Origin of the sequence: Thalassospira sp. A3_1 (assembly GCF_017744215.1) — a bacterium.
GTDB classification, from domain to species: Bacteria; Pseudomonadota; Alphaproteobacteria; order Rhodospirillales; family Thalassospiraceae; genus Thalassospira; species Thalassospira lucentensis_A.
Genome location: NZ_JAGHQQ010000002.1, coordinates 1 through 25,081, shown reverse-complemented (window position 1 = coordinate 25,081; position 25,081 = coordinate 1). Strand labels below are relative to the sequence as shown.

Genomic DNA, 25,081 nt, shown 5'->3' with positions numbered 1-25,081 from the left:
CTTTCACCGCAAGACCTTTGCCAAGCGCGCGTAATCGTCTTATAACGTGAATATGTATAGACGTCTAGACAAATTTTGAATTTGTCGATACCCGCATAGAAGGATCATACAGATGACGGCGCAACCCGCCCCGCAATCCGGATCAGACCAGGGATCAATCATCGATCCCGCCACACAGGCCCGCCAGCGCTGGATGGCGGTACTGGCACGCACAGACCGCGCAATTCTAGAACAGGAATGGCACGACCATTTTGCCGATGAGCAATGGAGCCACCTGCGCGAACCGCAAATCGGCATGGTCATGGTGCGTGGCCGTGCCGGTGGGGCCGGGCAGCGCTTCAACCTTGGCGAAATGACGGTCACACGCTGCGCGATCACCCTGTCCGATGGCACGGTCGGTCATGCCTATGTCAAGGGTCGCGACCGCATACAGGCGCAATATGCCGCCCTGTTTGATGCCATCATGCAGCGCGACGACACCGCATCCGATTTCATCGACATGCTGGCCCACCAGCAGGCCGAGGCAAAACGCGAAAACGCCCGCAAGGTCGCCGCCACCAAGGTCGATTTCTTTACCCTGGTCCGAGGAGAAGACGAATGATCCCGCAACCCCGGACAGCCGACCTGCTGCGCGGTTTTGAAAATGCTGCCTTTGATTCCAATGCCGTTTTCCGCACCCTTCTGGATGCCATGGCCCATCCCGGCCGCATTTACGATCTGCCGCTTGATGTCCCCGCACCGGCCGGCCTGAACAAGTCCGCAACCGCGTTCCTGCTGGCCATGGCCGATATGGATACGACAATCTGGCTGTCACCTGATTGCGCATCGGACGCGGCAAACGCCCATCTGAAATTCCATTGCGGCAGCCCGATCAGCAGCAACGCATGCACCGCCGATTTTGCCGTTGCCCGCCTTGATGGCGATCTCGCCTTCATCAAGGAGCTGCCCATCGGCAATGCCGAATATCCTGATCAGTCGGCAACCCTGATCCTGATGGTCGAAGACATATCGGACAAGGCCGACATGATCCTGCAAGGCCCGGGCATCAAGGACAGCCAGAACCTTTCCGTGCCCGGCCTGCCCGCAGCCTTCCACGCATGGCGCGCGGAAAACCATCATCTGTTCCCCTGCGGTGTCGATGTCATCTTTGCCGCGGATCGCAAAATCGCCGCCCTTCCGCGCACCACCCGGATCGAGGTCAGATAAAATGTATGTAGCCGTCAAAGGTGGCGAACGCGCCATCAACAACGCCCACCGGCTTCTGGCCGAAAAACGCCGCGGCGACCGGGACGTTGCCGAAATCGAGACCAGCCAGATCGAACAGCAATTGTCGCTTTCGGTCACCCGCGTCATGGCCGAAGGATCGCTTTATGACCGCGATCTGGCCGCCCTTGCCATCAAGCAGGGCCGCGGGGACCTGATCGAGGCGATCTTCCTGATGCGGGCCTATCGCACCACATTGCCGCGTTTTGCCTTTTCCAAGCCGGTCAAAACCGCCGAAATGGATATCGCACGCCGCATTTCGGCAACCTTCAAGGATTTGCCGGGCGGGCAGATTCTCGGCCCGACATTTGATTACACCCACCGCCTGCTTGATTTCACCCTGATGGCCAATGGCGAGGAACCGGCAACCGCCCACACCGCCGACCATCCCGTGGATGAAACCATGCCGCGCGTTCTTGATGACCTTCTGAATTACGAGGGCCTGATACAGGACGAACCGAACCCGACCAATGATGACGCCCCGGTCGCAGATCTGACGCGCGAAGCCGTCAAATTCCCGGCGGATCGTGATCTTCGCCTGCAAAACCTCGCCCGCGGGGACGAGGGTTTTGTTCTGGCCCTTGGTTATTCCACTCAGCGCGGCTACGCCAACAGCCACGCCTTTGTCGGTGAAATCCGCTATGGCAGCGTCGCGGTCGAAATCGAACCCGAAGAACTCGGCTTTGCCATCGATATCGGCGATATCGAGCTGACCGAATGCGAAACCGTCAACAAGTTCAAGGGCTCCAAAACCAAGCTGCCGCAATTCACCCGTGGCTACGGGCTTGTTTTTGGCCAGAACGAACGCAAGTCGATTTCGATGGCACTGGTGGATCGTGCGATGCGCGCGCGCGAAATGGGCGAACAGGTCATGGGCCCGGCCCAGGACGAGGAATTCGTCATGGAACATAGCGACAATGTGCAGGCAACCGGCTTTGTCGAACATATCAAGCTGCCCCACTATGTCGATTTCCAGGGCGAACTTGAACTTGTCCGACGCATGCGTGCCGAAGTGCTGGAACGTCTGGCAAAGTCGGATGCAGCCGATGCCAAAAATGCCAGATCACAACCCGAAGCCGCGGAGTAACCAATATGGAACAGACCGTAAATAATCCGCCAGAAGCATCTTCGGCCTATAATTTTGCCTATCTTGACGAACAAACCAAACGCATGATCCGGCGCGCGTTGCTAAAGGCCGTTGCCATCCCCGGATATCAGGTGCCGTTTGCCGGTCGCGAAATGCCCATGCCCTATGGCTGGGGCACCGGCGGGGTGCAGGTCACGGCCGCCGTCATCGGCCCGGACGATACGCTTAAGGTCATCGATCAGGGCGCGGACGACACCACCAACGCCGTTTCGATCCGGCAGTTCTTTGCCAAGACCGCCAATGTGGCGACCACGGAAAAAACCGCCGAGGCATCAATCATCCAGACCCGCCACCGCATTCCCGAAAAGGAACTGCGCGAAGATCAGATCCTTGTCTATCAGGTGCCGATCCCCGAACCGCTTCGCTTCCTGGAACCCCGCGAAACCGAAACGCGCAAGATGCACGCGCTCGAAGAATACGGGCTGATGCATGTGAAGCTTTATGAGGACATTTCGCGTCACGGCCATATCGCCACCACCTATGCCTATCCGGTGATGGTCGATGATCGCTATGTCATGGATCCGTCGCCGACACCGAAATTCGACAATCCGAAAATGGACATGATGGCCGCCCTGCAACTTTTCGGCGCCGGCCGTGAAAAGCGCATCTATGCCCTGCCACCTTACACCAAGGTCAAAAGCCTCGATTTCGAAGATCACCCGTTCGAGGTGCAAAGCTGGAAGGACGAATGCGGCATGTGCGGTGCAACCGACAGCTACCTTGACGAAGTCATCCTCGATGACAGGGGCAATCGGATGTTTGTCTGCTCGGACACCGATTATTGCAGCGAACGGCAGGACGCCGGCCATCGCGGCCCGCAACATCATGATCAACCCCTTGGCACCAGCCACAGCAACGGAAAGGCCGCAGAATAATGACCCGTTCAAATGAACCGCTTCTGCGCGTTACCGACCTGACCATGATGTATGGCGACCGGGTCGGGTGCCGCAATGTCAGCTTCGAGCTCCGCCCCGGCGAAGTGCTTGGCATCGTTGGTGAATCCGGCTCCGGAAAATCAACTTTGCTGCGCAGCATTTCCGCCCAGCAGGAACCGACCAAGGGCACGGTTGAATACCATACCCGCATTGATGGCATCCGCGATGTCTATCAGATGTCCGAAGCGCAACGTCGATTGCTGATGCGCACCGACTGGGCGTTTGTCCACCAGAATGCCCGCGATGGATTGCGCATGAATGTCAGTGCCGGGGCCAATATCGGCGAACGCCTGATGGCGGTCGGTGATCGTCATTACGGCAATATCCGAAGTGCCGCCGAAAACTGGCTTGGCAAAGTCGAAATTGCCACCGAACGCCTTGATGATCTGCCCTCAACCTTTTCGGGTGGCATGCAGCAACGCCTGCAGATTGCCCGTAACCTCGTAACCAGCCCGCGTCTCGTTTTCATGGACGAACCCACGGGTGGTCTGGACGTCTCGGTTCAGGCCCGCCTGCTCGATCTGCTGCGCGGGCTGGTTCACGACCTTAATCTGGCGGTGATCATCGTCACCCACGATCTGGCGGTCGCCCGCCTGTTATCCCATCGCCTGATGGTCATGCAGCGCGGCGAAGTGATCGAAAGCGGCCTGACCGATCAGGTGCTGGACGATCCGCAGCACGCCTATACCCAGCTGCTTGTTTCTTCCATCCTGCAAAATTAGGGCGATTGAAATGTCTGAAATGCTTCACGCCAAAAACGTCGCCAAGGGCTTTACCCTCCATACTCAGGGCAGCGTCACGATCCCGGTATTCGAAGGGGTCGAATTCCGCCTCAATGCCGGTGAATGCATTGCGCTGACCGGTGAATCCGGATCGGGAAAAAGTACCTTCATGCGCATGCTTTATGCCAATTACACCTGTTCAAGCGGCTCGATCAGCGTGCTGCACGATGGCGACTGGCTTGATATCACCACCGCAAGCCCGCATGCGATCCTTGATATGCGCAAACGCACCATGGGCTATGTCAGCCAGTTCCTGCGCGTCATTCCGCGTGTTCCGACACTGGAAATCGTCGCCGAACCGCTGATCGCGCTGGGCACGGCGCGTGAAACGGCGATGGAAAAGGCCCGCGACCTTTTGACCCGCTTGCGCATCCCCGAACGTCTGTGGCAACTTTCACCCCTGACCTTTTCCGGGGGCGAACAGCAGCGCGTGAATATCGCGCGCGGTTTTATCGCCGATTATCCGATCATGCTGCTTGATGAACCGACCGCATCGCTTGACACCCAAAATCGTGCCACGGTTCTGGCATTGATTGAAGAAGCCAAGGCACGCGGCGCTGCCATTGCCGGTATTTTCCATGATCACGAAACCCGCGATGCGGTCTGCACGGGATCATTTGATGTGACTTCGTTTAAAGTTGGGGCCAATGACTGAACAGATTTTTACCAATGCCAAAATTGTCCTCGCCAATGATGTCATCGAGGGTGCCGTTCAGATCAGGGACGGACTGATCACCGACATCTCGGACCGCCCGTCCAATCTGCCGGGTGCAGAAGACATGGGCGGCGATTACCTGATGCCCGGACTGGTCGAACTGCATACCGACAATCTCGAAAAGCACCTGACCCCGCGCCCCAAAACCCGCTGGCCCGCCACCGCCGCCGTCATCGCGCACGACAATCAGGTCGCCAGTGCCGGCATCACAACGGTCTTTGATGCCATCTCTGTCGGCGACGTCTCAGACGGATCAGAACGGATCGAACGACTGGTTGAATCGGTGACCGCCCTTCAGCATGCGCTCGAGAACAACCTTTTGCGTGCAGATCACAAACTGCATCTGCGCTGTGAAACGTCCTATGGCGGCCTGGTCGAGGCACTCGATAATCTGGTTGATCTGCCTCTGGTCAAGATGCTCTCGGTGATGGATCACACGCCGGGCCAACGCCAATTCGTCAGCCTGGATGCCTATTACACCTATTATCAGGGCAAATACGGTCTCTCGGACGAGGAAATGCGCAAATTCGTCGCCAGCCGCAAACGTGATTCCGAACTTTATTCCGTCAAACATCGCCGTCACGTCGTCGAACTTGCCCACCAAAAAAATCTGGCACTTGCAAGCCACGATGACGCAACCGAAGCCCATGTCGCCGAAGCCGTCGCCGATAAAATGACGGTGGCCGAATTCCCGACGACACTGGCGGCTGCCAAGGCATCGCACGAAGGCGGTCTTGGCGTGATGATGGGCGGGCCAAACCTTGTGCGCGGCGGCTCGCACAGCGGCAATGTCGCGGCGGGCGATCTGGCAAAGCATGGCTATCTCGACATTATTTCAAGCGACTATGTCCCGCACAGCCTGCTGCACGGTGTCATGAAGCTGTTTGATGATTTCGACGCCTATGATCTTCCGCGTGCGGTGCGCACCGCGACCCTGACCCCCGCAAAACAGGTCGGCCTTGATGACCGGGGCGAGATTGCGGTCGGCAAACGCGGCGATCTGATCCGTGTGCATCATTCACCGCATCATCCGATTGTGCGCGGTGTGTGGCGTCTGGGAAGCCGCGTGTCATGACCGCGCGCCATGACATCCATCATGGCGCTTCGGAAAATGGATTACTGATTCTTGTCGTCGGCCCCAGCGGGGTTGGCAAGGATACCCTATTGGATGCGGCACGGGCGCGTTTGCATGACGATGAAACCATCCTGTTTCCCCGTCGCTGCATTACCCGCCCGGCCGGATCGGTTGGCGAAATCCATATTCCGGTCCGCGCCGAAGATTTCGCATCCATGGCAAAGCAGGGTGCCTTCCTGCTGAGCTGGCGGGCGCACAATCTTTGTTACGGCATTCCCAATCATGTCCAGAACGACGTCGCCAACGGCAAAACCGTTGTCGTCAACGCATCACGCAGCGTGATTGACGATGCCCGCGATCTTCTGGGTTCCGATCATGTCCGGGTCATCAGTATCCGGGCGCACGAAGATGCCCTTCGCCAACGCCTTGTGGCCCGTGGCCGCGAAAGTTCCGACGATATCGAACAACGCCTGCGGCGCGCATCGGCCTATCAGGTCGATGGTCCCAACGTGATCGCCGTTGAAAATGACAATGACCTTGAAACCGGTATTGGCCGCTTCATTGATGCCATTTTCCACCGCCCGGCACACACGGACCAAGCGCCCGGAAACCGGGTAGTCTGAACAAAAAATGCTGCAGCAAACCACTGCAGCATTTTTTTAATTCCTACGGCGCAATCACCCGTCATCGAAGCGCAAAGCGACCCAACAAATCAAACGGCTTTCCATCACCCGGATCACCGAAAAGACAGACATCGCTGATCGTAAATGGTGCCTCGCACAAGGGTGCAACAATCGGGGCCACCGCATCACGCACCCGCATCATCCGGTCCGGGTCAAGCTTGTCTGTCAGCGTCAGGTGAAAACGGAATTCTTCCATCACATAGGGATATCCCCATCTGAGCAGATATTCTTCCTGTCGATCACTTAACCCCGATGCACGGCGTTTGTTCATCGCGGCCTCGTCTTCGGGCTGCCGAAAACCGTCAAGCGCCTGCACAAGACCAGACGCCAGCGCACCAAGCTGATCGGTCGGCGCAGTCGGGATCAAGGCGATAAAACTGCCAATCGATTTCAGCAAAAGCGGGCCACACGTCACCGAAGAAGCTGCCGCACAATAGTCGGCAATCGCACGTTCAAGCTGCACGCGCGTCTGCCCGTCCTTTAAGGCGAAGGGCGGTTTCAGGGTGCCATGAAACCCGTATCGCGACGGGGAAACGGTGATCGATGCGATCTCGTCACGATCAAGTCCCGCAACATCCGGGCACGCGATTTCCCGCCCGGTGACCGGATCACGCCCCAGCCAGGCATTGCCAAAAGCCGCCAGATCACTGTCGGCTTTCGGTGCATAGTAAACAGCATAACGCTGATAGTCGGTCATGTGGCCTCGAACTGGCTTTCGATTTATCGCAGATCGTATTTCAGACAGAAATCCCGTACCGGCAGACGCCGAAAATCGTCAAGCCGTTCTGCCAATGTTGCATGATCCCAGTCCCACCAGCAAATACGAAGCAGCGCATCGATAATTTCCGCATCAAATCGCGGGCGAAGCGGGGTGGCCGGAATGCCCGTGACGATGGTGTAGGGCGGCACATCCTTGGTCACCACCGCACCCGAACCGACAACCGACCCGATCCCGATGGTTACCCCGCCCTGAACAATCGCGCCATGCCCGATCCAGACATCATGATCAAGCTTCACCCGCTTTTCGCGGCGCCAGTCAAAAAACGCCGGATCATCATCGCCAAGCTCATAGGCACTCGACCGGTACTGGAAATGATGCATCGATGCCCGGTCCATCGGATGCTGCCCCGGATTGATCCTTGTATGGGCCGCGATATTTACGAATTTGCCGATATCGGAATAGATGATCTCGCTGTCATTGACGACATAGGAATAATCACCCATCACGCTTTCGCGAATGCTGGTGCGCGCACCAATTTCGGTCCAGACACCAAACTCGCAATCAACAACAACCGCACTCGGGTCAATCGTCGGGGCCTCCGACAATTGTTTCATTGCCGGTTTGGCCTGCGTAATCTTGAACGTCATGGATCAGGTCACCAATTTGCGCAGACGCTGCGAAATCACATCAAGCAGGCTGACCGACAGGATGATGATGATCATGACCGCGGCGGTTTCCGCGTAATAAAATGCGCGGATATATTCCCACAAAACCATGCCAATGCCACCCGCACCGACAATGCCAAGAACGGTAGCCGACCGCACATTGCTTTCAAACCGGTACAGCGAATAGGAAATCCAAAGCGGAAGAACCTGCGGGATCACCCCAAAGATGACCTCCTGCAACCCGTTGGCACCGGTGGCCCGGATGCCTTCGACCGGTTCGGGATCAATCGCCTCGACGGCTTCTGAAAACAGCTTTGCCAGAACGCCGGTGGTATGAATCCAAAGCGCAAGCACACCGGCAAACGGACCAAGACCAACCGCAACAACGAACAGCATGGCAAAAACCATTTCATTGATCGCGCGGAAGGAATCCATCAGGCGGCGTACCGGCTGGTAAACCCAGAACGGAACAATGTTTTCAGAACACAGAATGCCAAACGGGATCGAACAGACAATCGCAAGCGCCGTACCCCAGATCGCAATCTGGATGGTGATCCACATTTCGCTGACATAGGTTTTCCACATCAGGAAATCCGGCGGGAAAAACCCGTCCGCGAAATCGACCATGTTGCCACTGTTTTCAATCAGGGCCATGGGCCGCATGTCGGCCCCCTCCCAGGACAGGGCCAGAATGGCCAGAATGAACGCCCAAAGAAGGAAACTTGCGCCTGAACGTTTCAGATCGCGCGGCGGAAGTTCTGCGGCGGTTACGGCAGATGTCGAAAGGCTGCTGTTCATGTTCTTTTCCCGGGAAATAAAAACAAACGGGGAGCCCTGATACTGGGCTCCCCGTTCGGATGCCGGTTACTCGTAAGAAACCAGGATATCGAGTTCTGCGAGCTGCTTGTCGATTTCAGAAACGCGTTTTGCTTTCTCGTCGGCAGACAGTTCGGCGGTGTTCTCGATTTTCAGCTTGTCTTTATACAGTTCAAGCTGACGGATCGGGTAAAGCTGCGCATTGCTGCTTTCCATGAATTTGCCCATGCCATCCTGAATGCCGCCAAGAACCTTGTTGGCTTCTTCAACATCGCCCAGACGACCGTAACCAAGGAAGAACGCCTTGATCTCGGATTTCAGTTCGCGCGACATATCCTTGCGATAAACCATCGGATCAGACGGGATCAGCGGCGAGGTCCAGATAACCTTGACCTTGTCGGTGATTTCCGGCTTGACCATCTGGGTGCGGGCAAGCTGTTCGGAGTTGTTGGCAGCAACATCAACCTGATTGTTGGCGGTCGCCATCAGGTTGGTTTCGTGGTTGGCATTGCGAACGGTCTTGAAGCAGTTTTTCGGATCAACGCCGTTCTGCGCAAAGACGTAATAGGTCGGAACCAGGAAGCCCGAGGTCGAGTTCGGATCACCGATACCGAAATTAAGCGAACCATCACATTTCAGCATGTCGGCAAGCGTGTTGAGCTTGTCGTTATCGGCCTGGGTGATGATGTGGGAATAATAGCCGTTCGTGCCGTCGCTTTTGGACGTCTGGACGAAAACTTCGCCGCCCGCACGGTCAACGGCTTCCATGGCCGACTTGTTACCGAACCAGCCAACGTGAACCTTGCCAAAACGCATGCCTTCGATGATGCCGGCATAATCCGGCGCGAAGAACGCCTCGACATCCTTGCCAAGGGCTTCTTCCATATCCTCGATCAACGGCTGCCACTGGGCTTTCAGGTTCGAGCTGGATTCAGTCGAGATAAAGCCGAACACGATGGTTTCCGGATCTTTTTCAAGCGGCTTGAATTCGACATCGGCATGGGCAAAGCCCGAAGCCAGCATGCTGGCAGCAAGGGCTGCGGATGCAATTGTTTTACGGATCATGGGAAGTCCCCCGTCAGGTTGGTTGGTAGAGGTGAAATAAAAAGAGATGTAAGGCAGAGAGAAATCGTCCTGATCTAGCTTGAAACGAAAGCCAGATCCTTCTCCGCGACCCTGCTCTTTGCCGGAACGTCATCCGGGGCAGACGCGAAAAGCTCGGAAGAATATTCGCCGTAAAGTTCGCGCAGGAACTCCGGCGTAAGTTCAGTGGATGGCCCGTCAAACACGACCGCGCCATCGCGCATCGCAATGGTGCGTGCGCAATAATCACGGGCATAATCGACCTGATGCAGCGACACGATCACGGTGACATTGTCTTCGCGGTTCACCCGATCCAGCGTATTCATCACCTTGCGCGATGACGCCGGGTCAAGGGATGCAATCGGCTCGTCCGCCAGAATAAGGCGTGCGCCCTGCGTAATCGTGCGTGCAATCGCCGCACGCTGCTGCTGCCCACCCGAAAGATTGCGGGCCTTCTTTGTCGCATGGCTATCGATACCGACGCGTTTTAACGCCGTCATCGCCCGCATGCGCTCAGCCTTGGTAAACAGGCATAATGATCCGCGCCACGCAGGCACCCGGCCCAGCATCCCGGTCAGAACATTGGTCAGAACCGTCAGGCGGCTGACCAGATTGAATTGCTGAAACACAACGCCGATATCGGCACGCACCTTGCGCGCACCCCGGGCAATACGACCGTTCTGCTGGATGACTTCACCGAATACCTCGATCTTGCCGCCATCGCGATCCCCGCGCAGCAAACCGGCAATATGACGGATAAGGGTGGATTTGCCCGAACCGGACGCACCGATCAGCGCGACCATCTCGCCCTCGCGAACCTGTAAACTGACATTGTTCAATGCCCGCTTATCGCGCGAGAAGCTCTTGTTCAGTCCGGATATGTCTACGACCAGCATTAAAGTCCGCCTGCTTGTGTTTCGCTGGTCAAGAAGCTACGCACAATCCGCGACTCTATGGTGACGGTGATGTTACAGTTCGATGATTACGACGCCTTCATTTCACCGACAACAATCAAACTTGTCTATACATCAAGATATCAATCAAATAAAAAATCGAACCACCAATAAATAACAATGTAATAATTCAATTATTACTTGTGACCGCGTTCACAAATATGGATATGGACGGGCCAAAAAACGAAAAACCCCGACAGAAAGAAACTGCCGGGGCCTTGTATTGCGCCTGATCGCGGATCGATTTACTTGATCGCCTCAATCGCGGCGACGACATCATCTTCGATATCAAGCCCCTGAATTTCCGCATCCCGGCGCGCATTCTGCCCGCGCCGCCCCGGCAACCGCACGGTTTCCTCAAGCGCGATTTCATCTGCAATATAACGCAAATGATCAATGATCCCCGTCCCGCCGATCGCAACCGGATCAATCACAATCACCATCTGACCCAATGCCGGTGGCGCACCCTTGTCATCAAACAGCGACGATGACTGATGCCCGAATTGTGCGCCGGTCAACCCGGCGGCCAGCATTTCAACCATCATGGCAAGGGCCGCCCCCTTGACCCCGCCTGCCGGGACCATCGTGCCTTCAAGCGCCCTGACGGCATCCGTCGTCGGATTGCCGTCAACATCCAATGCCCAGTCATCGGGGATCGGAACGCCCTTTTGCTTGGCCGCCATGATCTTGCCGCGCGCGACCTTCGATAGTGCCAGATCAATCACGATCGGATCGCCATCGCCAATCGGGGTGGCAAAGGCAATCGGGTTGGTGCCAAACATCGGACGGCGGCCACCCCACGGCGCCATTGCGGCTGGCGCATTGGCAAACATCATCGCAGCCAGCCCCGCCTCGGCCAGCTTTTCCACCGTAAGTCCCATCACCCCGGCATGGTGCGATTTATGGATTGCCGCAACCGCAATCCCTTGGCTACGCGCAATATCGGGCAATCGTTCGATCATCAGATCAAGGGCCGGATAGGCAAAACCGAACTGCGCATCAATCCGCAACACGGCCGGAAACGGCTGATCGGCCACCGGCTTGGCATGCCCGTCAACCTTGCCGGCACGCGCCTGCGCGGCATAGGCCGGAACGCGGCGCAAACCATGCCCGCCCTGTCCTGCGGCTTCGGCCGTGACCAGGGCGGTCGCAACCGATCCGGCATTGTCGGGATCAACGTTGCAGCGCAGCAGGGTATTGCACACAAGCGCATGTGCGTCAGACAGGGCAAGCTTCATCATGGTGACCTTAAGATAGTGGCGGGAAGATAATGGTGGCGGGCCCGGCTACATTAGCCCCGCGAATGCCCCGACGCAAAGGTCTTGTGCACCGCAACCCTGCAAAACCATTCGGCAAAACCCCTACGACTGCACTATAAAACCGGCGCTCGAATATGCTAAAATTTCGCCGCAAAGTCGTATGAGTATCCCGCCACGGTTCACGCTGCCCGAAACGCGGCAGTCAGACCGAGACAGATTCCAAACACAGGATATTTCGAATGCGCAAAGTAACCTCATTAACCTTCGCGGCATTTGGCATCGCCAGCAGCCTGTGGCTTGCCGGTTGTGCTGCCACAACCAAACCGGCCGAGGAAAAATCACCCGCCGACTGGTCGGCCATCGCCGGTCGCGACTGGCAGCTGATGCGAATTGAGGCGAAAGACAAAAGCCTGACCCCGATGACCCCGATTCTGGCCAGCGTCAACTTTACCAATGACGGGAAAATTGCCGGATCAACCGGCTGCAACCGCTATTTCGGCAGTTACACCCGCAAGGACACCGCCCTTGATGTCTCCCCGCTCGGCAGCACCAAAATGATGTGCATGGAAGACGCGATGGAGATCGAGGATGCCTTTATCGCCGCCATGGCAGATGTAAAGGGCTGGAAAGTACAGGACGGCGACCTGATGCTGGTGGATGGCAGCGCCAAATCCATCATGACGTTCGAACCGATCCAGCCATAGGCAGGACAGGGATAACACGAACCCGTAAAAAAGGGGCGCAGATCACTGCGCCCCTTTTGCGTTGGTCTGTCGCGGGATTATCGCCCGGATTATCGCGGTTCGCTGCGCAATCCCTGAATGATGGAATAACACGCCAGAAGAAGCACGATGGCAAACGGGAACCCGGTTGAAACCGCCATCGCCTGCAGGGAGCCAAGCCCCCCACCCAGCAGCAGCGCAATCGCCACCAGCCCCTCAAACGTGCACCAGAAAACCCGCTGGGGCACCGGCGCATCAACCTTGCCGCCCGCGGTGATGGTATCGATCACCAGCGACCCGGAATCGGACGAGGTCACAAAGAACACGATCACCAGAACAATCCCGATAAAGGACGTGATCGCATGCAACGGCAGGGCTTCAAGCATGCTAAACAGCTTGATCGGAAGCGCCGCATCGGCAATCGCCTGAACGCCTTCATTGACCATATGCACCGCCGTGCCGCCAAATGCGGTCATCCACAGCACGCAAACCAGCGACGGAATGATCAGGACACAGGTAATGAATTCCCGCACCGTCCGGCCACGCGACACGCGCGCAATGAACATGCCGACAAACGGTGACCAGGAAATCCACCACGCCCAATAGAACGAGGTCCAGCCCTGGCTGAAATTGGTATCCTCACGCCCGACCGGGTTCGAAAGTGCTGGAAGATATTCGACATAGGCGACAAGACTTGTGAAAAAGCCCTTGATGATATCCATGGTCGGCCCGACCAGCACGACAAACAGCAAAAGCAATGCCGCCAGAACCATATTGATTTCCGAAAGCCGTTTGACCCCGGCATCAAGCCCGGCCAGAACCGAAATCAGCGCAACCCCGGTAATCGCGATAATCAGGACAACCTTCGATCCGTCCGTAACCGGAATGCCAAACAGGAATTCAAGCCCGGCATTCGCCTGCTCCGCGCCAAAGCCAAGCGAGGTTGCAAGCCCGAACAGGGTGGCAAACACCGCCAGAATATCAATCACATGCCCGGTCCAGCCCCAGACACGCTCGCCAAAGATCGGATAAAACACCGACCGCATGGTAAGCGGCAGGCCCTTGTTAAACGAAAACAGCGCCAGGGCCAGCGCCACCGTGGCATAGATCGCCCACGGGTGAAGTCCCCAGTGGAAAATCGTCGCCGCCATGCCAAGGTCAAAGGCCGCGTCCGCATTGCCCATCGCCCCGCCAAGCGGTGCCCAGTCCGTGCGCGCCCCGCCATCACCGACCGTCGCACCGCCCATCGATGTGGTAAAGTGCGAAATCGGCTCGGACACGCCATAAAACATAAGGCCGATCCCCATCCCGGCCGCAAACAGCATGGCAAACCAGCCGCTATAGGAATAATCCGGTGTCGCATCCTGCCCGCCCAGCCGGACCTTGCCCAGCGGCGAGACAATCAGAAACAGACACAGCAAAACGAAAACATTCGCCACCGACAGGAAGAACCAGTCAAAGGTCGATGTCAGCCAGCCCCGAAGGTCATTGAACATCGGCCCGACACTTTCCTGAAAGGCCAGTGTGAAAAACACGAATGCAACAATCGATAACCCCGAAATCAGGAATACCGGGTTATGAATATCAAGGCCAAACGGCCCGATCTGTGTGGTGATGTTATCCTGTCCGATTTCATATTCGGTATCGATCGGATTGGCCGCACCATCCGGGCTTTCAATGCCCGTCTCGGCATTCGATCCCATGAAAATCTCCCTTGAAAAGCAATTTTGCGGCCACCCCTGGCCGCATCTGTCCGGTTTGCCTGCTATTAACGCACCAGAAACACGGAATGATCCCAGTGCGATGCAACATATCCGCCGTGGGATGCAAAAATATGATCGGCAATACCCGGCACATGCGACGCCATGACGATCACATCCGCCTTGGCCTCTGTTGCCGCATCAACAATGATTTCGCTCAGATCAATCGCCGGATCGTGTGAAATGCGGGTCATGCCCGAACATTCGATACCGGTCTTCTTGGCCTGCTCTTCGGCAAAGGCCGCCATTTTGCGATCATATTCTGCTGGCGTATGCGCAATCGGGGATGGGGTATTGGTTCCAACCCCGAAAAAGCAGATTTTGGCATCATAATGCTTTGCCAGATCCGCCGCCGTCGAAAGCGCCTTTTCCAGCTTGTCGATATGCGTCAGATCCACGGGTATCATGATCTTGCGATACATTCCCTGCCTCCGTTCTACGGGTGCCCTAACGGGCAAAACACACCTTCGAAACAGATGAGGCGACAAAGACTATCACCAGAACAGGAAATTATCAAAACACTCATCACCGGCGGATTTCCCGCAACAGATGAATACAGATACCAGACCGCGACAATCAACCCAAAGAAACCGCCAAATAATTCCGGCGATTTACCGGACCCATTAAATCCGGATCATTTCATATTGTGCAAAAATTCGCGGCAATATCCGGCACATTATTATGCCGCAGAATTATTCTGCCGCCATGCGCCTTATCGCATCACACAGGAATTTAAATCCGTCCGCCGCCCCGTCGCTCTTATGACGCGCACGCAGCCAGCCATGGATCATTTGCGGTTCCTCGCGATATGTCACATCAATCCCCGCCCGGGCAAGGCGCGCGGTATATTCCCGCCCGTCATCGCGCAGCGGATCAAAGTAGGCCGCGGTGATATAGGTCGGCGGCAATCCCCGCAGATCCTCTGCCGATAACGGATAGGCCACCGGATCATCCATCGGCGCCTTCAGGACATCGCGATAATAAATCACATCATCGGTGCTTAAACCGGGGGCGGATGCCATCTGCCCATAGGATGGCCAGCCAAGATCACCGCCAAGGGCCGGATAAATCAGGACCTGCCCCACAACACCCGGACCAAGCCCCTCATCGCGCGCCCGGATCGCAAGCCCGCCGGCCAATGTCGCCCCGGCACTATCGCCAACAAGCACGACCTCCGCACCGTGCGACAGCACATCGCGCGCAACCGCAAACGCATCCTGATGCGCGGCCGGCCAGATATGTTCGGGGGCCAACCGGTAATCGACCGAAATCATTTCCGCGCCCGCCGCCTCGGCAATCTCGGCACAGATCGCATCATGGCTATCCAGCGACCCGACGATAAACCCGCCACCATGCAGGTATAAAAGCTTCCGCGTCGTTCTGATTTTGGCCGGGCGATAAATCCTGACCGCCACCCCGGCAATATGATCATCACAGGTCAGAAGCCCCGGCGGATAGGGATAGGCAAAGGCATCACAAAGGGCGCCATACCATTTGCGTTGCTGCGCAATATCGGCGGCAACCGCATCGGGCGGATAAAACCGGTCGCATGTGGCTATGAAGTCACGGATGCCTGCTTCGTCGGGCATCGGGCTATAGGCGATATCGGGCATCGCCTGATCGGACCCGTCCATGTCGCACAACTTCCCCAATGATGTTTTGATGTTTGTACGCGCAAGCCTAACGCCAATCACGCGCGCTTGAAAAGCATGCAAATGCGCCATGGCGGTTTTGTGACCTCGATCCCCCGGATCGGTCCGATCATAAATCGGTAAAATCTATCAAAAAATTCAAAAATAACTATTTAACCTATGTACTCAAAACGCGTTAGCCTGCTTGACAGCATCGCCTGACATGACGCCCAATGATTTAACAATCTCGTCTTGTTGCGATCACAAGTTTCGACATTACCTTGAACAGGGAAGCATCACGCCGAAATGTTCACCAGAATGTTCAAATATTCCTGCGGTCAATATGACCGACTCACGACCCGGCGGGAGAGAGAAACCAGAAGTCGATACAAGACCGCGAATTGGGGATGCCCCATCATGCCGCAATCCGCAGATATCGCCTTGGGTAAAACCTGACCGGATCAGGAAAGCAAGAACAGCCAGCCATTACGGGAGAGAGAAATGGACGGAAAACAGACAACAGGCAAATGCCCGGTCATGCATGGCGGTATGACCGCACTGGGCACCACGGTTATGGATTGGTGGCCGAACGCTCTTAACTTCGACATCCTGCATCAGCACGACATCAAAACCAACCCGCTGGGCAAGGATTTCAACTACCGCGAAGAGCTTAAAAAGCTCGACGTCGAAGGTCTTAAAAATGACCTCCGCGCGCTGATGAATGAAAGCCAGGAATGGTGGCCCGCCGACTGGGGAAGCTACGTTGGCATGTTCGCCCGTGTCGCATGGCATTCCGCCGGTTCCTACCGTCTGGCCGATGGCCGTGGGGGTGGTGGTACCGGGAACCAGCGTTTCGCCCCGCTCAACTCCTGGCCTGATAACGTCAACACCGACAAGGGCCGCCGTCTTCTCTGGCCGATCAAGCGCAAATATGGCAACAAAATCTCCTGGGCCGATCTGATGATCCTGGCCGGCACGATTGCCTATGAAGTCGCCGGCCTTAAAACCTATGGCTTCGCCTTTGGCCGCGAAGATGTCTGGCACCCGGAAAAGGACACCTATTGGGGTGCGGAAAAGGAATGGCTGGCACCAAGCGACAGCCGTTATGAAGACATCACCCGCCCCGACACCATGCAAAACCCGCTGGCCGCCGTGCAGATGGGCCTGATCTATGTGAACCCGGAAGGCGTGAACGGGCAGCCAGACCCGATGAAAACCGCCGCCCAGGTCCGCGAAACCTTCGCCCGCATGGCGATGGATGACGAGGAAACCGCGGCCCTGACCGCAGGCGGCCACACCATCGGCAAATCGCACGGCAATGGCTCGCCGTCGGACCTCAGCCCCGAACCCGAAGCCGCCGACGTCGAATATCAGGGCATCGGCTGGATGAAAACCAATGGCCGTGGCATTGGCCGCGATACCATGGTTTCGGGCATCGAAGGCGCATGGACCACCAACCCGACCAAATGGGATATGGGCTGGTTCGATATGCTGTTCGGCCACGAGTGGGAGCTGAAGAAAAGCCCGGCTGGCGCATGGCAGTGGGAACCGACCGACATCAAGGAAGAAGACATGCCGGTCGATGTCGAAGACCCCTCGATCCGCTGCAAACCGATCATGACCGATGCCGATATGGCGATGAAGGTCGACCCGACCTATAACGCCATCTGCCAGAAATTCATGAAGGACCCGGAATATTTCTCCGAAACCTTTGCCCGTGCATGGTTCAAACTGACCCATCGCGACATGGGCCCGAAGGTCCGCTATGTCGGCCCGGACGTGCCCAAGGAAGACCTGATCTGGCAGGACCCGATCCCAAGCGTCGATTACACCCTCTCGGACGCCGAAATCGCCGATCTCAAGTCCAAACTTCTCAATAGCGGCCTGACCAGTGCCGAACTGATCAACACCGCTTGGGACAGTGCGCGGACCTATCGCGGATCGGACATGCGTGGCGGTGCCAATGGGGCGCGCATCCGTCTGGCCCCGCAAAAGGACTGGGCGGGGAACGAGCCCGAACGCCTTGCCAAGGTTCTCAAAACCCTTGAAGGCATTCAGGCGGGTCTTGCCAAGAAAGTCAGCCTTGCCGATCTGATCGTGCTCGGTGGTACGGCAGCCGTTGAAAAGGCCGCGAAGGATGCCGGTGTCAACATCACCGTCCCGTTCGCACCGGGCCGCGGCGATGCGACGGCCGAAATGACCGATGCCGCAAGTTTCGAGCCGCTCGAACCGCTGGCCGATGGCTATCGCAACTGGCTGAAAGACGATTATGTGGTCTCGCCCGAAGAAATGATGCTGGACCGTACCCAGCTCATGGGCCTGACCGCACCGGAAATGACCGCACTGGTCGGTGGCATGCGCGTTCTTGGCACCAACCATGGCGGCACCAAACACGGCGTCTTTACCGACCGTGTCGGCAAACTGACGACCGACTTCTTCGTCAACCTGACCGACATGGCCTATAGCTGGAAACCGGCGGGCGACAACCTTTACAACATCGTTGATCGCAAAACCGGCCAGACCAAATGGACAGCAACCCGCGTTGACCTCGTATTCGGCTCAAACGCCATCCTGCGCGCCTATGCCGAAGTCTACGCCCAGGACGACAACCACGAGAAGTTCGTCAAGGACTTCGTCGCAGCCTGGACCAAGGTGATGAACGCAGACCGGTTCGACCTCGCCGCGTAAGGGCAGCGTGCCTTTGAGATGATCTGGATTGGAGCTTTCGGGCTCTGAACGAGAAACACCCCCGGTCGTGAGGCTGGGGGTGTTTTCTTAAGGGCGGATAACGAAGACGATCACAAAAGTAGTTGCCCCTATGGGGCACCATATCAGTTAATTCACTGCGATAGTGAATGACAGACATCCGCACCATGCAGCAGCACGCCAGATAGCTGATGCCAAACCGTCCGACAGGCCAAGCGCCCCGCGTGTCATGTTGCAGCACTAATAAATGATATAGAATAATGCATCAAAAAATAAATTAGATATCTTTTTCGACATCAAATTGCATCAACTTCAAAAATTTGATATCTTAAAAAACATCGAATAATAAAAATGATGCAGAAATGAACATCGATGAAATACGAAACCCGGGAAATCGCGAATCGACTGCGCGAAGCCAGAGAATCCAGACAGCTCAGCCAACGCGAGCTGAGCCAGTTGGCTGGCGTCCCGCAAGCACAGATTTCGCGGATCGAATCCAATAGCGTCGATCTACGCCTGTCGAGCCTCGTTGCAATCGCCAGCACGCTTGATCTGGAGATTGCTTTGGTGCCGCGCAAGGCAGTGCCTGCAGTCAAATCAATCATCCGCCAAACGACTGATCGCACGGTGGTTCAACCGCCCTCCATTGGCAAAGAAATGCAACAACTGCACAAAGCCATCCGGGCAATTCAAATTGATGCGCCGACGCTCTCGGAACTGGATGAACTGCGCAAAGCCATAACTTCAATCCAGCGCCTGCCGATAGACACGCGATTCTTGGACAATCTCCGCTCCCTACGCCAAACCATTGAACGCGCCAAAATGACGGGCCAGTGGAAGGGAATATTGGACGCGGCCAAAAGCATAAAGGCGCTCCGCAATCAGATTGCACATTCCGAGCCGACAACCGGGCAACGCATCGCCAATCGTCCAGCCTACTCATTAGACGAGGAGGACGATGATGCCTGATGTCTCCGTATTAAGCGTGCGCCTGCATGGCGAGGAAATCGGTACGATCACCTATGTGGGAGCCGAAAAGACGCTTTTCGCCTTCAACGAAGCCTATGCTGAAAACCCTGAAAGACCGACACTCGGCCTAAGATTCAAGGATGGTTTTGGCGAGCTGATTACGGATTTCAGGCCATACAAAATCAAGCTGATGCCCTACTTCTCAAACCTCCTGCCGGAGGGTCATTTGCGCCGGTATCTCGCCGAGAAGGCAGACATACATATTGACCGAGAGTTCTTTCTCCTGTGGGTGCTTGGGCAGGACCTACCCGGTGCGATCACCGTCGCCCCGGCTGACGACGAAGAATGGCCAGATGAGGCACATAACGTCCTTGAAGGCGAAGCCGCGAAAGAAGCTGCAGAGGATGCCATGCGGTTTTCCTTGGCTGGCGTGCAGCTCAAATTCTCAGCGGTAGAAAGTGCCAGCGGCGGCCTGACCATCCCAACAAGCGGTGTCGGGGGCAATCGGATCGTCAAACTCCCCTCTCGGGAGTTCGCACATGTCCCGGAAAACGAATTCTCGATGATGAGCCTTGCCAAGATGGTCGGGATCGACGTGCCTGCAATCGAGCTTATCGATATCCGCTCGATCAGCAATCTGCCGGACGGCGTTGAGAAGCTCGGGCAAAAGGCCTTCGTCATTGAACGCTTTGACCGCAATGATGATGGAAACGTGACGCATATCGAGGATTTTGCTCAGGTCTTTGACGTCTACCCTGAGGACAAGTACAAGAAGGCCAGTTACCGCAGACTTATATCGGTGGTCGCCACGGAATCTGATCAAGATGATGTGGCCGAATTCATTCGTCGTCTAACGTTCAACGTCCTGATCGGCAATGGCGATATGCACCTGAAAAACTGGTCTTTGATCTATCCTGATCGCCGAAACGCCCGCCTGTCTCCAGCGTATGATTTCGTGTCGACCATCCCGTACATCGCGAACGACAACTCTGCGCTGACATTCAGCCGGACGAAGGAGTTCACAGGGTTTACAATCGACGAACTGGCTCACCTGTCGGCGAAAGCCACCCTCCCCCGCAAACTCGTCATCGACACGGCCAAGGAAACCGTCTCGCTGTTTATGGAGCGATGGGAGACCGAGAAGGCAAACCTCCCCATGCACAAGGACGTTGCCCAGACCATCGACAAGCACCTGATGACTTTGCCTATCGTAACTGGCAAAGAGGCCTAAGGTGCATCCGCGATATGACGATAGCGAGATGCCAGAGATATCAGCCAGCTGTTGGCTTTGGCGGCCACCGTGACGACCGCCGTCTTGTCGAAACTCAAGACGGCCAGCCAATTCTTGATGTACTAGGCGTGACCGATACCGGACTCGGATGACAGACCGAGATCGCCGCACAGGAAGGCAGCGCCGAGTTCGACGACAAGCTCTTCCATGGCATAGCGTGCTGTAAAATCCCTCGGCAGTGCTGGTCGTGACCACTCCAAGGCGTTCTAGCATTCGGGTGATATCAGTCGAAGGGATATAACCACCTTCCTCGATGACAGCACCTGTGGTCTTACAAAGGCTTCAGCCTGAGCGCGATGGCCTTTCCCTGACAAAGCGACAATGGTTAGGACCGCGTGACCGATGGGACGGCAGAGCCCCCCACCCAAAACCGGACTTTCCCGCAACCACTGAAGCCCGAACAAACCTCCGGCTTCCGCCAGCTTCACCAACAGACGGCCTTCGGTCTTACGGCCCACTCCGATCACTCCCGGCAATGTCGACACTTCCGGCAACCGATGAAGTCCGGATAAACCTCAAGCCTCCGCCAGTCTTGCCAACAGACGGCCTGCGGGCTCACCCCTCGCTCCGGTCACCTTCGGCAATGGCGGCACTTTCCGCTAACCGCCGAGGTCCGGACACACTTCGGGCGCACGGCCTCCACCATCGACGGGTCACAGATCACCGCTGCCCGCTGCTGCCATCGCTGCCGCTCCCGGCAGATTTAAACTCATCCCTTCTCAACAAGACGCACCTCTCCCGTCATGACAAATGACCGGGTTAATCCCCTTAATCCTCGGACAGAATGCCACCGTAATGGCTCCGCCATCCGCCGATCAATACCCTGCGGAGTGCCCTGCTGCCCTGCCCGTGTCTATATCCGTGTCTTTGCCGCTGCATCCTGATCACCTCTTTGATTCGGCCCCAAACGCAAAAACCCGCGAGGCTCAAGGCCTCGCGGGTTTCGGTCCGGGCGGTTTTCTCCCGTTGACTTTTCTTTTATGCCATAAATAAAAGAACAAATCAAGAACTTTTTGAAGAAAATTTGTATGCAGCCGGAAAGGGCCGCGGGCACCCGCCCAGGCATATGGTCGGCGGCCATATGTCCGGGAGGGCCATCCGAACGACCGGATATGCAGTATCGGACGCCAGAACCAGACCCCTGACGATATGACTTCTGTGGCTTGATCTTGCAGGAGTGAATTTCATGTCGCGTTCGGCCGAACTCCGTTCCGCCCGTAAAGACCCATCAGACCAGACGCCGGGGGTGCTTCCCGATGGCGCGGCTCTGCGCACCATACAGCGCCGACGAAAACGTGTTCTTCGCATTGGCGTTGTCGTGCTTCTGGTTCTTGTGGCCGGAAGCCGGGCGATGGCGGAGCGCCAGAGCGAGCTTCACGACATGATCGAAGCCACCGGGCTGTTTGCGATTGGCGTCTGCATCTTTGGGCGTGGCTGGTGCTCGCTTTATATCGGCGGGCGCAAGAAAACAGAGCTTGTCACTACCGGGCCTTATTCCAGCTGCCGAAATCCGCTTTATGTCTTCAACATGATCGGCGCGTTCGGTGTCGGGGCACAGACCGGCAGCATCGTGCTTGGCTGTTTGTTTGCCGGCCTGTGCTGGATGGTGTTTCGCAATGTTGTCGCGCACGAGGAGGCATTGCTCTCGGAACGTTTTGGCAAGGCATTCCGGCGCTATCAGAATACCGTCCCGCGCTTTCGCCCGACCTGGTTTCGCTGGCGGGATGAGGAAAACCTGCTGTGCAAACCGGCACTGTTTTTATCCACAACACGCGATGCGATGTGGTTTCTGGTGGCCGGACCGATATTTGAAGGCATCAAGCTGATGCAGGATGAGGGATGGCTGACACCGCTGATCTATCTGCCCTAGCTGTCGAGCCTCAACAGGGTGTCCCGGTTTAGCCTGTTTGGCCTGAAACGACTGGGCGGCTGGGCGGTTGATAGCGGCGGATAGATGTCCTGTCTTTTATCCCGCCCTGTATCCACCTTGCGGCCTTGCGATCTGTGCCAATCCCCCGAAGGAGCATCTCTTTTGCCCGCTGATCCGATGTCTGGGGCGGGGGCGAACGCCCCCCTTCCCGCCGCCATGATGACGAAAGCAATACCCGAACTGCTCACCACAACAATAGCGGATTAGAAATTGACATGAAACCGACCGAAAAACCCCAACATAGCCTCACAATCGGACGCCGCAGCTTTCTGGGTGGCGCGGCGGCACTTGGTGTTGGTACCGGATTGGCCGCACCCGCCATTATCACCCGCGCGGCCGCGACAGAGACGTCTTCGATCATCGCGTTGCGAGACCACGACCTGCCCTTTATCGCCACCGAAGAGACCTATACCACCGACGAACTGATCGCGCTCAACGCGATTAACGATGATCACGTGGAATACCTTAAGGAAACCGGTCTTGCCGAACTCGGCCCTGGCCGCATCGGTGCCATGGATCAGGCGGGGATCAATGTTCAGATCCTTTCTGCACACACGCCGGGCGTGCAGGATCTTGCGGGTCAGGAAGGCATCGATTTTGCCTATCGCCTCAACAGGATGATTGCCACGGGCCCGATGGTCACCTATCCGGGGCGGTTCCGGGCCTATGCAACCCTGCCGCTGCAGGACCCGGCGGCATCAGCAGACGAACTGGAACGCGCCGTTCGCGAGGATGGCTTTGTCGGTGCCATGACCAACGGCTTCATTGGCAAAAAGTTTCTCGACCATCCCGATTTCGAGCCCCTTCTGGCCCGTGCCGAGGCACTGGGCGTGCCGATATACCTGCATCCGGGTTTCCCGCCCAAGGAAGTCTTCGACATTTATTACCGCATCATGCAACCGGGATATAATGACGAATATCAGGACTACATTCTCAGTGGTTCAGGATATGGCTGGCATCAGGAAGTGCTTACGCAATGCCTTCGACTGATCATGACCGGGGTGTTCGACAGATTCCCCAAACTGCAGATGATCATCGGCCACATGGGAGAAGGCCTTCCGTTCTATTACGAGCGTATCGTCGGAGATTTGGGCGATACGACCGAGCGCTCACTCAACAAGCCCATCGGGCAGTATTTCAATGACAATTTCTGGTACACGACCAGCGCATTCTTCCAGGATGAACTGCTTCATCTTTTGCTGAGATACATCAGCGTGGACCGCGTGATGTTTGGAACCGATTATCCGTTTGCAGACATGAAGCAGGGCACCGACTGGTTTCGCGCAGTCGATCTGCCCCGTGAAGCCAAGGAAAAAATTGCGTTCCGAAATGCGGAAAAACTGTTCGGCATGAAGGTCTGATCCATCCGCCCGTGCCACCACGGGCGGGTAGCCTACGCGCCCAGACTGCGCAGGACGAAATACGCGAAATACGGCTGCTGGCGTAAACCCAGGACTGTTCCAGCGGGCAAGAAAAAACCCTGTCGCCGAAGGTGACAGGGTCTTTTTATTGGTTACGTTGGCAGGATCAGTCTCCGCCCTTGGGGCTTCGCCAGCTTCGCAAATAACCTTTCAAACAGGCATTGGCCTGTTTGCGATCTTCCAATCCACATCCACCTGGCAAACGAACATTAAAAAAGCCCGCCACGAGGGCAGGCTTTTTTAAAGTTGGTTGCGGGGGCAGGATTTGAACCTACGACCTTCAGGTTATGAGCCTGACGAGCTACCGGGCTGCTCCACCCCGCGTCAGGGTGTATTATAACCGGTGGGTTAAATAGATAACGCCGCATCATGATGTGAGGCGGCGTTGGATGTTTTGTGTGATTAGGGAATATGCTTGCTGTGTTTAGAAGGCCCGGCGGTGACCTACTCTCCCGTGCCTTAAGACAAAGTACCATCGGCGCAGGCAGGTTTCACTTCTGAGTTCGGGATGGGATCAGGTGGTTCCCGGCCGCTATGGCCACCGGGCCGTCGAA

The 25,081-nt window shown here is 56.5% G+C and carries 23 protein-coding genes, 1 tRNA gene and 1 rRNA gene; 14 read left to right on the top strand and 11 right to left on the bottom strand.

All coding sequences use genetic code 11. The annotated features are described in order from the left end of the window. Nucleotides 1–112 precede the first annotated feature (112 nt). From phnG to phnN, 8 genes are read left to right on the top strand one after another with little or no spacing between them, the layout of a single operon-like run. Nucleotides 113–601 carry a phosphonate C-P lyase system protein PhnG gene (gene phnG / locus J7395_RS07105; protein WP_209221047.1) on the top strand — a complete coding sequence of 163 codons (489 nt, stop codon included), beginning with the start codon at nucleotides 113–115 and terminating at the stop codon, nucleotides 599–601. Next, entirely contained in the window at nucleotides 598–1,206 is a 609-nt protein-coding gene (gene phnH / locus J7395_RS07100; RefSeq protein WP_209221046.1) for a phosphonate C-P lyase system protein PhnH, read from the top strand. The genes phnG and phnH overlap by 4 nt, the downstream gene beginning before the upstream one ends. A gap of 1 nt (nucleotide 1,207) precedes the next feature. Beyond that, the gene (locus tag J7395_RS07095; protein ID WP_209221045.1) at nucleotides 1,208–2,350 is read left to right on the top strand and encodes a carbon-phosphorus lyase complex subunit PhnI; all 1,143 of its coding nucleotides are present in this window, start codon (nucleotides 1,208–1,210) and stop codon (nucleotides 2,348–2,350) included. 5 nt (nucleotides 2,351–2,355) lie between these two features. Beyond that, nucleotides 2,356–3,285, top strand: a complete 930-nt coding sequence (locus J7395_RS07090; protein ID WP_007089247.1) for an alpha-D-ribose 1-methylphosphonate 5-phosphate C-P-lyase PhnJ — start codon at nucleotides 2,356–2,358, stop codon at nucleotides 3,283–3,285. Further along, entirely contained in the window at nucleotides 3,285–4,067 is a 783-nt protein-coding gene (gene phnK, locus J7395_RS07085) for a phosphonate C-P lyase system protein PhnK (RefSeq protein ID WP_209221044.1), read from the top strand. Before J7395_RS07090 ends, phnK begins: the two co-directional genes overlap by 1 nt. A 10-nt stretch (nucleotides 4,068–4,077) precedes the next feature. Beyond that, nucleotides 4,078–4,782 carry a phosphonate C-P lyase system protein PhnL gene (gene phnL / locus J7395_RS07080; protein WP_114111155.1) on the top strand — a complete coding sequence of 235 codons (705 nt, stop codon included), beginning with the start codon at nucleotides 4,078–4,080 and terminating at the stop codon, nucleotides 4,780–4,782. Then, on the top strand, nucleotides 4,775–5,917 hold the full coding sequence (locus tag J7395_RS07075) for an alpha-D-ribose 1-methylphosphonate 5-triphosphate diphosphatase (RefSeq protein WP_209221043.1): 1,143 nt from the start codon (nucleotides 4,775–4,777) through the stop codon (nucleotides 5,915–5,917). The genes phnL and J7395_RS07075 overlap by 8 nt, the downstream gene beginning before the upstream one ends. Next, nucleotides 5,914–6,540, top strand: coding sequence for a phosphonate metabolism protein/1,5-bisphosphokinase (PRPP-forming) PhnN (gene phnN / locus J7395_RS07070; protein ID WP_209221042.1), 627 nt, complete (start codon nucleotides 5,914–5,916; stop codon nucleotides 6,538–6,540). Before J7395_RS07075 ends, phnN begins: the two co-directional genes overlap by 4 nt. 61 nt (nucleotides 6,541–6,601) lie before the next feature. Here phnN and J7395_RS07065 read toward each other — a convergent pair whose 3' ends face one another. The 6 genes from J7395_RS07065 to J7395_RS07040 form a co-directional block, all read right to left on the bottom strand. Further along, entirely contained in the window at nucleotides 6,602–7,297 is a 696-nt protein-coding gene (locus J7395_RS07065; RefSeq protein ID WP_209221041.1) for a DUF1045 domain-containing protein, read from the bottom strand. Nucleotides 7,298–7,320: 23 nt separating this feature from the next. Beyond that, on the bottom strand, nucleotides 7,321–7,968 hold the full coding sequence (locus J7395_RS07060; protein ID WP_209221040.1) for a chloramphenicol acetyltransferase: 648 nt from the start codon (nucleotides 7,966–7,968) through the stop codon (nucleotides 7,321–7,323). 3 nt (nucleotides 7,969–7,971) lie between these two features. Beyond that, on the bottom strand, nucleotides 7,972–8,784 hold the full coding sequence (gene phnE, locus J7395_RS07055) for a phosphonate ABC transporter, permease protein PhnE (protein ID WP_062953156.1): 813 nt from the start codon (nucleotides 8,782–8,784) through the stop codon (nucleotides 7,972–7,974). Between the two features lie 66 nt (nucleotides 8,785–8,850). Further along, nucleotides 8,851–9,867: a phosphonate ABC transporter substrate-binding protein gene (gene phnD / locus J7395_RS07050; RefSeq protein WP_062953155.1), complete on the bottom strand. Its 1,017-nt coding sequence runs from the start codon at nucleotides 9,865–9,867 to the stop codon at nucleotides 8,851–8,853. A gap of 74 nt (nucleotides 9,868–9,941) precedes the next feature. Next, nucleotides 9,942–10,781 (bottom strand): phosphonate ABC transporter ATP-binding protein, encoded by an 840-nt coding sequence (gene phnC, locus J7395_RS07045; RefSeq protein ID WP_062953154.1) that lies wholly within the window; start codon nucleotides 10,779–10,781, stop codon nucleotides 9,942–9,944. 302 nt (nucleotides 10,782–11,083) lie between these two features. Further along, nucleotides 11,084–12,079, bottom strand: a complete 996-nt coding sequence (locus tag J7395_RS07040) for an Ldh family oxidoreductase (protein ID WP_209221039.1) — start codon at nucleotides 12,077–12,079, stop codon at nucleotides 11,084–11,086. Between the two features lie 257 nt (nucleotides 12,080–12,336). On the opposite strand from J7395_RS07040, the gene J7395_RS07035 reads away from it, so the two are divergent. Continuing rightward, on the top strand, nucleotides 12,337–12,801 hold the full coding sequence (locus J7395_RS07035) for an META domain-containing protein (protein ID WP_062953153.1): 465 nt from the start codon (nucleotides 12,337–12,339) through the stop codon (nucleotides 12,799–12,801). Nucleotides 12,802–12,890: 89 nt separating this feature from the next. Here J7395_RS07035 and J7395_RS07030 read toward each other — a convergent pair whose 3' ends face one another. From J7395_RS07030 to J7395_RS07020, 3 genes are all read right to left on the bottom strand, one after another. Continuing rightward, on the bottom strand, nucleotides 12,891–14,522 hold the full coding sequence (locus J7395_RS07030) for a BCCT family transporter (protein ID WP_062959395.1): 1,632 nt from the start codon (nucleotides 14,520–14,522) through the stop codon (nucleotides 12,891–12,893). 65 nt (nucleotides 14,523–14,587) lie between these two features. Then, entirely contained in the window at nucleotides 14,588–15,001 is a 414-nt protein-coding gene (locus tag J7395_RS07025) for a universal stress protein (protein WP_209221038.1), read from the bottom strand. Nucleotides 15,002–15,271: 270 nt separating this feature from the next. Beyond that, nucleotides 15,272–16,213 carry an alpha/beta hydrolase gene (locus J7395_RS07020; RefSeq protein WP_209221037.1) on the bottom strand — a complete coding sequence of 314 codons (942 nt, stop codon included), beginning with the start codon at nucleotides 16,211–16,213 and terminating at the stop codon, nucleotides 15,272–15,274. A gap of 498 nt (nucleotides 16,214–16,711) precedes the next feature. Between J7395_RS07020 and katG the strand changes: the two genes are divergently transcribed. The 5 genes from katG to J7395_RS06990 all read left to right on the top strand — a co-directional run bounded on the left by katG (nucleotide 16,712) and on the right by J7395_RS06990 (nucleotide 24,467). Continuing rightward, on the top strand, nucleotides 16,712–18,898 hold the full coding sequence (katG, locus tag J7395_RS07015; protein ID WP_209221036.1) for a catalase/peroxidase HPI: 2,187 nt from the start codon (nucleotides 16,712–16,714) through the stop codon (nucleotides 18,896–18,898). A gap of 390 nt (nucleotides 18,899–19,288) precedes the next feature. Continuing rightward, the gene (locus J7395_RS07010) at nucleotides 19,289–19,885 is read left to right on the top strand and encodes a helix-turn-helix transcriptional regulator (RefSeq protein ID WP_209221035.1); all 597 of its coding nucleotides are present in this window, start codon (nucleotides 19,289–19,291) and stop codon (nucleotides 19,883–19,885) included. Beyond that, the gene (locus J7395_RS07005; RefSeq protein ID WP_209221034.1) at nucleotides 19,875–21,116 is read left to right on the top strand and encodes a type II toxin-antitoxin system HipA family toxin; all 1,242 of its coding nucleotides are present in this window, start codon (nucleotides 19,875–19,877) and stop codon (nucleotides 21,114–21,116) included. The genes J7395_RS07010 and J7395_RS07005 overlap by 11 nt, the downstream gene beginning before the upstream one ends. Before the next feature lie 1,246 nt (nucleotides 21,117–22,362). After that, nucleotides 22,363–23,046 (top strand): isoprenylcysteine carboxylmethyltransferase family protein, encoded by a 684-nt coding sequence (locus J7395_RS06995; protein ID WP_062959404.1) that lies wholly within the window; start codon nucleotides 22,363–22,365, stop codon nucleotides 23,044–23,046. Between the two features lie 275 nt (nucleotides 23,047–23,321). Further along, the gene (locus tag J7395_RS06990; protein WP_209221032.1) at nucleotides 23,322–24,467 is read left to right on the top strand and encodes an amidohydrolase family protein; all 1,146 of its coding nucleotides are present in this window, start codon (nucleotides 23,322–23,324) and stop codon (nucleotides 24,465–24,467) included. Between the two features lie 307 nt (nucleotides 24,468–24,774). On the opposite strand, the gene J7395_RS06985 is transcribed toward J7395_RS06990, so the two are convergent. Then, nucleotides 24,775–24,851: transfer RNA gene (locus J7395_RS06985), tRNA-Met, on the bottom strand. Nucleotides 24,852–24,958: 107 nt separating this feature from the next. After that, a 5S ribosomal RNA gene (rrf, locus tag J7395_RS06980) occupies nucleotides 24,959–25,073 on the bottom strand. Nucleotides 25,074–25,081: the final 8 nt, after the last annotated feature.